13 protein-coding genes are annotated in these 11,513 nt (G+C 70.8%); 4 read left to right on the top strand and 9 right to left on the bottom strand.

Features of this window, described 5'->3' with window-relative positions; all coding sequences use genetic code 11:
• The 3 genes from PLJ28_RS13575 to PLJ28_RS13565 are packed head-to-tail and all read right to left on the bottom strand — an operon-like array spanning position 1 to position 3,564.
• Complete coding sequence (locus PLJ28_RS13575) at positions 1-1,338, bottom strand: dihydrolipoamide acetyltransferase family protein (protein ID WP_183528218.1); 1,338 nt, start codon at positions 1,336-1,338, stop codon at positions 1-3.
• Position 1,339: 1 nt separating this feature from the next.
• Positions 1,340-2,392 (bottom strand): alpha-ketoacid dehydrogenase subunit beta, encoded by a 1,053-nt coding sequence (locus tag PLJ28_RS13570; RefSeq protein WP_010142768.1) that lies wholly within the window; start codon positions 2,390-2,392, stop codon positions 1,340-1,342.
• The gene (locus PLJ28_RS13565) at positions 2,389-3,564 is read right to left on the bottom strand and encodes a thiamine pyrophosphate-dependent dehydrogenase E1 component subunit alpha (protein ID WP_183524230.1); all 1,176 of its coding nucleotides are present in this window, start codon (positions 3,562-3,564) and stop codon (positions 2,389-2,391) included. The genes PLJ28_RS13570 and PLJ28_RS13565 overlap by 4 nt, the downstream gene beginning before the upstream one ends.
• Positions 3,565-3,747: 183 nt before the next feature.
• Here PLJ28_RS13565 and PLJ28_RS13560 point away from each other — a divergent pair, with 183 nt between their 5' ends.
• Entirely contained in the window at positions 3,748-4,233 is a 486-nt protein-coding gene (locus PLJ28_RS13560; RefSeq protein WP_255459535.1) for an Lrp/AsnC family transcriptional regulator, read from the top strand.
• A gap of 7 nt (positions 4,234-4,240) precedes the next feature.
• Here the strand turns inward: PLJ28_RS13560 and PLJ28_RS13555 are convergent, their stop codons facing one another.
• The 6 genes from PLJ28_RS13555 to rpsB form a co-directional block, all read right to left on the bottom strand.
• Positions 4,241-4,849 carry a DivIVA domain-containing protein gene (locus tag PLJ28_RS13555; protein WP_010142772.1) on the bottom strand — a complete coding sequence of 203 codons (609 nt, stop codon included), beginning with the start codon at positions 4,847-4,849 and terminating at the stop codon, positions 4,241-4,243.
• 100 nt (positions 4,850-4,949) lie between these two features.
• Positions 4,950-5,861 (bottom strand): phosphatidate cytidylyltransferase, encoded by a 912-nt coding sequence (locus tag PLJ28_RS13550; RefSeq protein ID WP_183524225.1) that lies wholly within the window; start codon positions 5,859-5,861, stop codon positions 4,950-4,952.
• Positions 5,862-5,876: 15 nt separating this feature from the next.
• Positions 5,877-6,434: a ribosome recycling factor gene (gene frr / locus PLJ28_RS13545; protein ID WP_010142774.1), complete on the bottom strand. Its 558-nt coding sequence runs from the start codon at positions 6,432-6,434 to the stop codon at positions 5,877-5,879.
• A 106-nt stretch (positions 6,435-6,540) separates the two neighbouring features.
• Positions 6,541-7,359, bottom strand: coding sequence for a UMP kinase (gene pyrH / locus PLJ28_RS13540; protein ID WP_010142775.1), 819 nt, complete (start codon positions 7,357-7,359; stop codon positions 6,541-6,543).
• A 174-nt stretch (positions 7,360-7,533) separates the two neighbouring features.
• Complete coding sequence (gene tsf, locus PLJ28_RS13535) at positions 7,534-8,370, bottom strand: translation elongation factor Ts (RefSeq protein ID WP_183524222.1); 837 nt, start codon at positions 8,368-8,370, stop codon at positions 7,534-7,536.
• A gap of 122 nt (positions 8,371-8,492) precedes the next feature.
• The gene (gene rpsB / locus PLJ28_RS13530) at positions 8,493-9,440 is read right to left on the bottom strand and encodes a 30S ribosomal protein S2 (protein ID WP_183524220.1); all 948 of its coding nucleotides are present in this window, start codon (positions 9,438-9,440) and stop codon (positions 8,493-8,495) included.
• A 308-nt stretch (positions 9,441-9,748) separates the two neighbouring features.
• Between rpsB and PLJ28_RS13525 the strand changes: the two genes are divergently transcribed.
• From PLJ28_RS13525 to PLJ28_RS13515, 3 genes are all read left to right on the top strand, one after another.
• Positions 9,749-10,918 (top strand): pyruvate dehydrogenase complex E1 component subunit beta, encoded by a 1,170-nt coding sequence (locus PLJ28_RS13525; RefSeq protein ID WP_324590242.1) that lies wholly within the window; start codon positions 9,749-9,751, stop codon positions 10,916-10,918.
• Positions 10,915-11,232, top strand: coding sequence for a DUF5076 domain-containing protein (locus tag PLJ28_RS13520; RefSeq protein ID WP_324590241.1), 318 nt, complete (start codon positions 10,915-10,917; stop codon positions 11,230-11,232). The genes PLJ28_RS13525 and PLJ28_RS13520 overlap by 4 nt, the downstream gene beginning before the upstream one ends.
• Positions 11,229-11,513, top strand: a 285-nt coding sequence (locus PLJ28_RS13515; RefSeq protein ID WP_324590240.1) for a biotin/lipoyl-containing protein, incomplete at its 3' end; no start/stop codon positions are given. The genes PLJ28_RS13520 and PLJ28_RS13515, both read left to right, overlap by 4 nt.

Genomic DNA, 11,513 nt, shown 5'->3' with positions numbered 1-11,513 from the left:
CTAGAACAGCGCGAGGGCCATGCCCGGTTGTTGCAGGACCGCACCCACGTCCGCCAGGAACCGTGAGCCCTGTTCACCGTCCACCAGCCGGTGGTCGAAGGACAGGGACAGCGTGAGGACCTGCCGCAGCGCGATCTCGCCGCGGTGCTCCCACGGCATCCTGCGCACCTGGCCCAGCGCCAGGATCCCCGCCTCGCCCGGATTGATGATCGGCGTCCCCGCGTCCACCCCGAACACCCCGACGTTCGTCAGCGTGAACGTCCCGCCGGTCAGCTGATCCGGGGTGAGTGCCCCCTCGCGCGCCGCCCCGGTCAGTGCGGCCACCTCGCGGGCCAGCCCGGCCAGGTCCAGCGCCTGGGCGTCCTTGACGTTGGGGACCATCAGTCCGCGCGGCGTGGCCGCCGCGATGCCCAGGTTGACGTAGTTCTGCCGGATGATCCGCCCGTTCTCCCCGTCCCACCGGGCATTGAGTCCCGGGGTGCGTTCGAGGGCCAGGCAGGCTGCCCGGGCCACCAGGGTCAGCGGGGTCAGCTTCAGTTCACGGAAGTCCCGGTGGCCCTTGAGCGACTCCAGCAGCTCGAGGGACTCGGTGGCGTCCACCGTGAGGAACTCCGTCACGTGGGGCGCGGTGAAGGCGCTCGCCGTCATGGCCGCGGCCGTGGCCTTGCGCACGGAGCGGATGGCCTCCTCCTCCGTGCGGGGCCGTCCGCCCAGGGTCCGCACGGCGGCGGGCACGGGCTCCACCGTGCGGCCGGGCTCCACCGTGCGGCCGGACTCCACCGTGCGGCCGGGCTCCGCGGCCCGGGTCACGTCGTCACGCGTCACGGCCCCACCGGGCCCGGTGCCCGGGACGGCCGCCAGCTCCAGCCCCAGGTCCTTGGCCAGCTTGCGCACCGGCGGGGTGGCGCGGGGCCGTTCGCCGGTGCCGGCGGAGGGACGCGCCGGGGCCCCCGACCCCGCTGGGACCGCCTGGGCGGCCCGGGCCCGGCGAGCCGGGCGCCCGGCCCCCTCGGCGGCGGCGCCGTAGCCGACCAGCGTGGGCACGCGACCGTCGGAGCGGGCGGGGGCGGCGCCGTCGGGCCCGTCCTGCCCGGGCTCCCCCGGCAGGTCGAAGGACACGATGGGTGCCCCCACGGCCACCACCGCACCGGGTTCACCGTGCAGGGCGGTGATGGTGCCCTCGAAGGGACTCGAGAGCTCGACGACGGCCTTGGCCGTCTCCACCTCGGCGAGCACCTGGTTGACGGTGACGGAATCGCCGACCGAGACCTTCCAGTCCAGCAGTTCGGACTCGGTGAGCCCCTCGCCCAGGTCGGGCAGGTTGAAGACCTTCAGCATCTCAGCCACGCTCCGTTCCGTCGGCGGCCAGCGGCGTGGGTGGCGCGAACGGGTCGATCGAGTCCAGGGAATTGGCCCGGCCCAGGGCCCGGTCCACGCCATCCAGGATCCGGTCCAGGTCCGGGACGTGGTGGTGCTCCAGCTTGGCCGGAGGGTAGGGGATGTCGAAACCCGTGACGCGTACCGGCGCGTGCTCCAGCCAGTGGAAGCAGCGTTCGGTCACGGTGGCGGCGATCTCCGCGCCCAGGCCCCCGGTCCGGCTGGCCTCGTGGGTGATCACCAGTCGTCCGGTCCGGCGCACCGAGGCCTCGATCAGCCCGTAGTCCACGGGCGAGAGCGAACGCAGGTCGATGACGTCGATCGAGATGCCCTCGGCCGCGGCGGCCTCGGCGGCCTGCAGGCAGGTCTTCACCAGGGGACCGTAGGCAACGAGCGTGACGTCCGTGCCCTCGGCGGCGACCGCGGCCGGCCCCATGGGCCGGAGCGGGGCCGAGAGGTCCACCGGCCCGCGGTCGTGGTAGCGGCGCTTGGGCTCGAGGTAGACCACGGGGTCGTTGCTGGCGATGGCCGCCCGGATCAGGTCGTAACCCTCCTGCGGCGTGGACGGGGAGACCACGCGCAGCCCGGCGGTGTGCACGAAGTACGCCTCCGGGGACTCGGAATGGTGCTCCGGAGACCCGATGCCGCCGCCGAAGGGGATCCGGATGGTCACCGGCATCGGCACGGCGCCGCGGGTGCGGTAGTACGTCTTGGCGACCTGGGAGACGATCTGGTCGAACGAGGGGTAGACGAAACCGTCGAACTGGATCTCCACCACGGGCCGGTAGCCCCGGTAGGCCAGTCCCACGGCGGTGCCCATGATCCCGGACTCGGCCAGCGGGGTGTCCACCACCCGGTCCGGCCCGAACTCCTGCATCAGCCCGTCGGTGATGCGGAAGACGCCGCCGAGGGTGCCGATGTCCTCCCCCATCAGCACGACCTTCTCGTCCTCGGCCAGGGCGGCCCGCAGGCCCGCCGTGATGGCCTTGCCGAAGGTGATCTCCTGCGCGCTCATCGGGTCCCCGCCTCCAGCTGCTCGCCGTCGAACTGGGCCAGGTAGAGCCGATAGTGCTCGCGCTGGCGGGCCAGCTCGTGGTGGGGCTCGGCGTAGACGTGCTCGAAGAGCGCCTCGGGACCCGGGTCGACCAGCCCGGCCAGGCCGGTCCGCAGGGCGGCGGCCATCTCGTCCGCGGCCGCCGCCGACGCCGCGCGGACCACCTCGATCGTCAGGGGCCCGCCCTGGGCGTCCCGGTCGGAGTCCGTCAGGGTGGCGGCCAGGTGGGCCTCCACCCGGTCGATGGGGTCCTTGGCCCGCCAGGCCTCGACCTCGTCCTTCGAGCGGTAGCGGGTCGGGTCGTCGGCGGTGGTGTGCGGTCCCATGCGGTAGGTGACCGCCTCGATGAAGGTGGGGCCGCCGCCGTTGCGGGCCCGCTCCAGGGCACGGCGGGTGGCGGCCAGCACGGCCAGCACGTCATTACCGTCCACGCGCATGGCCGGGATGCCGAACCCCCAGGGGCGGTCGGCGATGTGCCGCCTCGCCTGGAGGGTGACGGGCTCCGAGATGGCCCAGTGGTTGTTCTGGCAGAAGAAGACGACCGGGACGTGGTAGCTCGCGGCGAAGACCATGGCCTCGTTGACGTCGCCCTGGCTGGTGGCGCCGTCCCCGAAGTAGCTGATCGCGGCCGCCTCGGAGTGGTCCCGGCGCAGGCCCATGGCGTAACCGACGGCGTGCAGGGACTGGGCGCCGATGATGATCTGCTGGGCGGCCAGGTTGGTCTCGGCCGGATTCCAGCCGGCGTAGGTGGAACCACGCCACAGCCGGACCAGTCCGAGCGGGTCGACGCCCCGCAGGTAGGCCACCCCGTTCTCCCGGTAGGAGGGGAACACGTAGTCCTCACGGTGCAGCGCCGCAGCGGAACCGACCTGGGAGGCCTCCTGCCCCAGGAGCGGCGGCCACAGGGCCAGCTCGCCCTGGCGCTGCAGGTGGGTGCACTCGGTGTCCAGGCGGCGGATCACCGTCATGTCCCGGTGCAGCCCCGCCAGCATGGTCGCGGTCACGTCCTCCAGCCAGGGGTCCAGGTCATGGTCCGGACGGCGGTGGCCCTCCGGCGTCAGGACCTGGTGCAGGTCCGGTTCGGGCACGTGCGGCATGCCGGTGGGCGGGGTGTTCAGACTGACCGTTCCCATGGGGGTCCTCCTCGATCGGGCCCGTCACTGGGTCGGTGATGGCCCTCGCCGTGGATGCGGCCTGGATGTCGGCCGCCGTGAGTTGTGATGCTAATCACATTGCGAGGGGTGCACAAGATATGATCAGCGCAGTGGGCAACCTGCCCGCGTTTCGCCCCCGACACCCGTGAGAACGTGAGCATGATGCGCACTCTGGACACCACCGACCTGCGGATCCTGGCCGCACTGTCCGACATGCCGGACGCCACCACCGTGGCCCTGGCCCAGTACCTGGGGCTGTCCCGCAACACGGTGCAGGCGCGGCTGGCCCGACTCACCGCCGAGGACGTGTTCCTCCCGTTCGAACGGCGGATCAGCCTGACGGCCCTGGGGCACCCGCTGACCGCGTTCGTGCAGGTCCACGTGCACCAGCAGCAACTGGCGGAGATCACGGCGGCGCTGACCCGGATCCCGGAGATCGTCCAGGCGCACGGCCTGACCGGGTCCGCGGACGTCTTGGCCCGGGTGGCCGCGCGCAACGCGGAGGACCTGTTCCGGATCCACACCCGCATCCTCGCCATCGAGGGCGTGGAGCGTGCGGACACCTCCCTGGCGATGGCCGAGCTGGTCCCGTGGCGGACCGTGCCGCTGGTCGAGTCCCTGCTCGACGGCGGCGCGGGGGACGGTTAGCCCCGCACTAGTCCAGCACGGTCAGGACGTCGATCGAGGCGTCCAGGAAGGCGTCGACCTGGGCCTCGTCGTATCCCTCGGCACCCGTGGCGGCGGCGAAGACGGCCCGGCGCACCTCGTTCGCGTCCAGGGGATCCTGACCCTCGAACCGCGCGAGCAGGCGACGGCACAGCGCATCGACGCCACCGACGTCGTAGCTGGCGGCGTCCGCGCGGGACGCACGCCGGAAGCGTTCCCCGTCCGGTCGCTGCAACCGTCCGCGGAGGATCTCCACCGACCCCTGCACCCGTGCGGACCAGGCGTCCTCGCCCTCGGAGCGGATCCGCTCCTGACGCTCGGCCTGGGCCAGTGCGTCCTCGAGGCGGTCCAGCACGTCGTCGACCTGGTCGGCGGCGTAGCCACCCTTGACGGCGTCGAAGGCGATCCGGCGGATGTCCGCGGACCGCAGGCCCCCGGCGCCCTCATAGGCCACGCGCGCCCGGGCCATGAACCGGTCGACCTGGCGCCGGTGGTAGCCGAACGTGTCCGGCGGGACGACGTCGAAGGGCTGCCGGTCGGCCGAGGCCATCACCCGCCTCGCGAGCCCCTGCGTGTCCTGCCGCGTGCCGTGGTCCATCGGGGAGGCGCTCCTTCTGCCGGAAAAGTCGTGGTGCCGAGACCATCGTAGCCAGCGGGGACGGGAGGGGGTGAGACCGGGCAGGGCGGGACGGCCGGGGTCAGACGAAGGGCAGCGCGAAGACCATGTAGGCGACCGGGGCGGAGAACACGAGGGAGTCCAGCCGGTCCATGGCCCCGCCGTGCCCGGGCAGCATCGAGCCCATGTCCTTGATGTTCAGCTCGCGCTTGACCATGGACTCGGCGAAGTCCCCCGCGGTGGCGGAGGCGACCGTCAGCAGGCCCAGCAGACTGCCGATCCACCAGGGGTGGTCCAGCAGGAAGTGGACCGCGAGGGTCCCGACCACCACGGACCCGCCCACCGAACCGGCGAAGCCCTCCCAGGACTTCTTGGGGCTGACCTTCGGGGCCATCGGGTGCCGGCCGAACGAGGCCCCCACGATGTACCCGAACGTGTCATTGGCCACCACCATGAGCAGCATGCAGGCCACCATGAGGTTCCCCTGCTCCTGGCGCAGCAGGGCGACGGCGAAGGAGAGCAGGAACGGCACCCACATCACGATGAACACGGACACCAGGACGCTCTCACCGCGTGCCGGCAGGTCCTCCGCGACGGCCCAGACCAGGATGAGCAGGACCGTGCCGAGCAGGGCCAGCACGAGCGCCTCGGCGCCTCCGGCGAAGGCCCCCAGGGGCATCGCCACGGCACCGGTCCACAGCGGGATCCGGGGCACGTCCAGGCCGCGCCGGGAGATCGCACTGGCGGTCTCGGTGACGCCCAGCAGCAGCAGGGCGACCACGAGGATCGCCAGCACGACCGGCAGCCAGATCAGGCCGACGAGAGCGCCACCCAGCAGGAGCGCACCGACGGTGATGGCAGCGGGGAGGTTGCGGCCGGCCTTGGCCTTCCGGGCCCGGGCCGCCTCCAGTTCCCGCCGCTGCCGCCGGGTCTGCGGTGGTCCCGGGTCCGGGACCGGCCGCGGCCCGGCGGGAGCGGAGGGTTCGGACGTCATCGGGTGCGGTGCCGCTCAGACCTCGAGGAGCTCGGCTTCCTTGCGCTTGGCCATGTCCTCGATGGTCTCGGTGTACTTGCGGGTCAGGGCGTCGAGCTCCTTCTCCGCGCGGCTCCCCTCGTCCTCACCGATCTCGCCGTCCTTGACCATCCGGTCGAGGGCCTCCTTGGCCTTGCGGCGGGAGTTGCGCAGCGAGACCTTGTGCTCTTCCGCCTTGGACTTGACCAGCTTGACGTACTCCTTGCGGCGCTCCTCGGTCAGTTCCGGCATGACGACCCGGATGACCTTGCCGTCGTTGGACGGGTTGGCGCCGATCTCCGAGTCGGACAGGGCCTTCTCGATGTTCCGCAGGGCGCTGACGTCGAAGGGGGAGATCAGCAGGGTCCGGGCGTCGGTGGTGGTGAACGAGGCCAGCTGCTGCAGCGGCGTGAAGGAGCCGTAGTACTCGACCATCACCTTGGAGTACAGGCCGGGGTTGGCCCGTCCGGTGCGGACCGAGGCGAAGTCCTCGCCCGTGGCCTCGATGGTCTTCTCCATCTGCTCCTCGGCGGCCTGAAGGGTTTCCTGCGTCACGTTGTCTCCTCGGTTCGGATGGTGTGGCCTCAATCCTAGGACACCGGTGGCACCGGATGGCCCGGACGAGGGGGGGGGACGGTGGGGATGGACGGGGCCGGTGGCCTCAGACGGTGACGGTGGTGCCGATCCGCTCGCCCAGCAGGGCGCGGGTGACGTTGCCGTCCCCCTCCATGCCGAACACCATCATGGACAGCTTGTTGTCCTTGCACATGGTCATGGCGGTCTGGTCCATCACGCGGATGTCGTTCAGCAGCGCCTCGTCGTAGGTCAGGTGCTCGTACTTCTGCGCCCCCGGGTCCTTCTTGGGGTCGGCCGTGTAGACGCCGTCCACGCCGGACTTGGCCATCAGCACCTCGTCCGCGCCGACCTCCAGGGCCCGCTGGGCGGCGACGGTGTCGGTGGAGAAGTAGGGCAGGCCGGTGCCGGCGCCGAAGATCACCACGCGGCCCTTCTGCATGTGCCGGATGGCCCGCAGCGGGATGTAGGGTTCGGCGACCTGCTCCATGTGGATGGCGGACTGGACGCGGGTATCCACGCCGGCCTGCTCGAGGAAGTCCTGGAGGGCCAGGCAGTTCATCACGGTGCCCAGCATGCCCATGTAGTCCGCGCGGCGCCGGTCCATGCCGTTCTCCGAGAGCTCGGCCCCGCGGAAGAAGTTCCCTCCCCCGACGACGATGGCGACCTCGACCTGGCCGCGTGCGCCGGCGATCTGGTCGGCGATGCCGCGCACGGTGTCCGGGTCGACGCCGACCTTGCCGCCGCCGAAGACCTCGCCGGAGAGCTTGAGCAGGACGCGGCGCTTGCCGGTCCGGCCCGGGTCCCCGTGGGTGTCGCCGGCCTGGGCCTGCTGCAGGTCCCGGGACTCGTTGAACGACGTCGCGTCACGGATGTCCGGGGTGGTGCGCTGGTCGGTGCTCTGCATGTGCGGGCCTCCTGGGCTCATCGGGGCTGGCGGCTTGCGCCGACGGAATGGTGCCGGATAGGGCAGGACAAAGGGGGTGGCCACCAGTGACTGGTGACCACCCCCTTCCAGGTCGTTCCGCGACGCGGTCGGTCCGATCCTACCGCGCGCGGTCCGTGGCCGTGTGCCGGTCGGTCAGTTGCCGACGCGGAACCGGGCGAAACCGGTGACGGCGGTGCCGGCCTCGGAGAGGACCTTGCCGACGGTCTGCTTCGGGTCCTTGGCGAACGGCTGGTCCACCAGCACGATCTCCTTGAAGAAACCGGTCAGGCGGCCCTCGACGATCTTGGTCAGGGCCTGCTCCGGCTTGCCCTCGGCGCGGGCGGTCTCATCGGCGATGCGACGCTCGTTCTCGACGGTCTCGGCCGGCACGTCCTCGCGGGACAGGTAGGTCGGGGCGTAGGCGGCGGTGTGCACGGCGACGTCGTGGGCGGCGGTCTTGGCCGCGTCCGAGTCGGAGTCGACGGCCATCAGGACGCCCACCTGGGCGGGGAGGTCCTTGGACGTCTTGTGCAGGTAGGCGTCCACGAAGGCGCCCTCCACGCGGGCGATGCGGCGCACGACGACCTTCTCGCCGAGGATGGCACCCTCGTCGGTGACGTGGTCCCCCACGGTCCGGCCGTTGTACGGAGCGGCCAGCAGGGCGTCCAGGTCGGTCGCGCCGGAGGAGACGGCGGCCTCGAGGACGACGTTGCCCAGCTCGATGAACTTCTCGTTCTTGGCCACGAAGTCGGTCTCGCAGTTGATCTCGATCATGACGCCGGCGCCGGCGGTGACGGTCGCGGCGACCAGGCCCTCGGCGGTCGCGCGGCCCTCGCGCTTGGTGGCCCCCTTGAGGCCCTTCACGCGGATGATCTCCATGGCCTTGTCGGCGTCGCCGTTGGCCTCGTCCAGTGCCTTCTTGACGTCCATCATCCCGGCGCCGGTGCGCTCGCGCAGGGCCTTGATGTCAGCTGCGGTGTAGTTCGCCATGCGGTACCCATCCTTACCTGTTGCGGGGTTATCCCGAGTGGTGTTGTGGTGGTCTGTCGGTGTCTGCCCGGGGGGCCCGGGCAGACACCGGCCGGCCCCGTACGGGACCGGCCGGTGGTGGATCAGTTGGCCTCGGTGGCCTCGGGTGCCTCGGCGGCGGGCGCCTCGGTGGCCTCGGGTGCCTCTGCGGCCTCGGCAGCAGGTGCCTCCGCGGTCTCGACGTCCTGCTCTGCGGCCTGCTCGGTGGCCGGCGCGGACTGGTCGGTGGCCGGCGCGGACTGGTCGGCGGCCTCGGCCTGCTGGGCGTTGTGCTGCTCGAGCAGTTCGCGCTCCCACTCGGCCATGGGCTCCTCGGCGCCCTGGGAGCCGGACTTGCCCTGGTTGCGGGCGATGAGGCCCTCGGCCACGGCGTCGGCGATCACGCGGGTCAGCAGGTTGACGGAGCGGATGGCGTCGTCGTTGCCCGGGATCGGGTAGGTGACCTCGTCCGGGTCGCAGTTGGTGTCCAGGATGGCCACGACCGGGATGCCCAGCTTCTGGGCCTCGTCCACGGCCAGGTGCTCCTTCTTGGTGTCCACGATCCAGACGGCGGACGGGGTCCGGGTCATGTTGCGGATACCGCCCAGGTTGGACTCGAGCTTGGTCAGCTCGCGCTGCAGCAGGAGCAGTTCCTTCTTGGTGTGGCCCGAACCGGCGACGTCCTCGAAGTCGATCTCCTCGAGCTCCTTCATGCGCTGCACGCGCTTGGAGACCGTGGAGAAGTTGGTCAGCATGCCGCCGAGCCAGCGGTGGTTCACGTAGGGCATGCCCACGCGGGTGGCCTGCTCGGCGATGGCCTCCTGGCCCTGCTTCTTGGTGCCGACGAAGAGGATGGAGCCACCGTGGGCCACCGTCTCCTTGACGAACTCGAAGGCCCGGTCGATGTAGGACAGGGACTGCTGCAGGTCGATGATGTAGATGCCGTTGCGCTCGGTGAAGATGAAGCGCTTCATCTTGGGGTTCCAGCGGCGGGTCTGGTGTCCGAAGTGGACACCGGAATCGAGCAGCTGGCGCATGGTCACGACAGGCATGTCGCTCCTTAGAGGGGTTGTCGGTTGTCGACCGGCCGTGGTGGTCCGGTCCCTGGCATGGGCTGCGGGCGAACCCGGCGCCCCCGACGCTGACCCGGCAGCGCACGCACGTGCTCGCCGGGACCGATGGTGGGGACCTGCCGTGCCATGGGCGGAGCGGACTCCGCGTGGCCGGCATCAGTCATGCGCGTAGTCAGTCGCGGGTCCTGATCGGGATCCCTCCCGGGCAGGCACACAACTGCTGGGTCAATCTTACCCCAGCCCGTTCCGTGGTCCGAACCGGGACTCCACAGCACACCGGCGGGGCGATGCCCTCCCCACCCGCGCCACCGGCCGGTGGCGGACCCGACGGCGGCGCGGGAGCGTGGTGGCCATGTCACCGCAACTGCCCCGCCCCCGACGCGCCGTCCGACAAGTCCGGCGAGCCGGAGAAGAAGGACGTCACCGAGACCGGTCCGAAGGTCGAGCTGAAGGATCCCGAAATCCCGGCCGACGCCAAGCTGGTGAAGACCACCATCCGCGACGCCCTGCGCGACGCCATGGCCGAGGAGATGCGCCGCGACGAGGCGGTGTTCCTGATGGGCGAGGAAGTCGCCCAGTACCAGGGCGCCTACAAGGTCAGCCGCGAACTGCTGCAGGAGTTCGGCGACCGCCGCGTGGTCGACACCCCGATCACCGAGCACGGCTTCGCCGGTCTCGGAGTGGGCGCAGCCTTCGCCGGCCTGAAGCCGATCGTCGAATTCATGACGTGGAATTTCGGCATGCAGGCCATCGACCAGATCATCAACTCGGCGGCCAAGACCCTCTACATGTCCGGCGGCCAGATGGGTTGCCCGATCGTGTTCCGCGGTCCCAACGGCGCGGCCAGCCGCGTCGCGGCCCAGCACAGCCAGGACTATTCCGCCTGGTACGCCCAGATCCCGGGTCTGAAGGTCATCGCGCCCTATGACGCCGCCGACGCCAAGGGGCTGCTCAAGGCGGCGATCCGCGACCCCAACCCGATCGTCTTCCTCGAACACGAGATGATGTACGGCCTGGAGTTCGACGTGCCCGACGTCGACGACTGGGTGGTGCCGATCGGCAAGGCCAAGGTCCGCCGTGAGGGAACCGACGTCACCATCACCGCCCACAGCCGCATGGTCGGCTTCGCCCTGCAGGCGGCCGAAAAGCTGGCGGAGGAGGGGATCAGCTGCGAGGTCGTCGACCTGCGCACCCTGCGCCCGCTGGACCATGAGACCGTGGTGGAGAGCGTCAAGAAGACCAGCCGGCTGGTCTCGGCCGAGGAAGGCTGGGGCCCGATGGGCGTCGGCGCCGAGGTGGTGGCGCGGGTCATCGAACACGCCTTCGACTACCTCGACGCGCCGCCCCTGCGGGTTTGCCAGGAGGACGTGCCTCTGCCGTACGCCGCCAACCTTGAAGCCCTGTCCCTGCCGGGCGTCGACAAGATCATCGCCGCGGTCAAGCAGGTGATGGCATGAGCGAGCGCGAGGAGCACCAGCTGAAGACGCCGGACAGCGTCGCCGCCGACGCCGAGGCCATCGAGATCCTGCGCATGTGGTGGTCGAACAAGGAGCCGGTGATGTCCATCAAGCCGGCCTTCAGCGACCCGGCCATGTTCGGCCGCATGCTGGCCTACGCCGCCAACCACATGGCCCACGGCTACAGCGTGCGCCACGGCATGGACCAGCGGACCGCCTACAACCAGATCCTTTCCGGCCTCAGCGACGCGATCAAGGCGCAGAACATCCAGACCGTCACCGAACAGTCGGACCCGTCAGGGAGCGTGCAATGACCGATATCCTGATGCCCGCCCTGTCTCCGACGATGGAGGAGGGCGTGCTGAGCAAGTGGCACGTCAAGGTCGGCGACACGGTCAAGGCCGGCGACGTCATCGCCGAGATCGAGACCGACAAGGCGACCATGGAGGTCGAGGCCGTCGACGAGGGCGAGGTGCTGGAACTCCTCGTTCCCGAAGGGGCCGAGAACGTGAAGGTCAACACCCCGATCGCGCGCCTGTCGGGCGATGACGCCGGCGCCGCCGCGCCCGCGCCGAAGGCCGAGGCGCCCGCCCCC

The sequence above is a fragment of the Citricoccus sp. genome (assembly GCF_035445025.1).
Classification (GTDB): Bacteria; Actinomycetota; Actinomycetes; order Actinomycetales; family Micrococcaceae; genus Citricoccus.
Note: the sequence above shows the minus strand (reverse complement) of the source record. Positions and strands in the feature narration are given on the sequence as shown.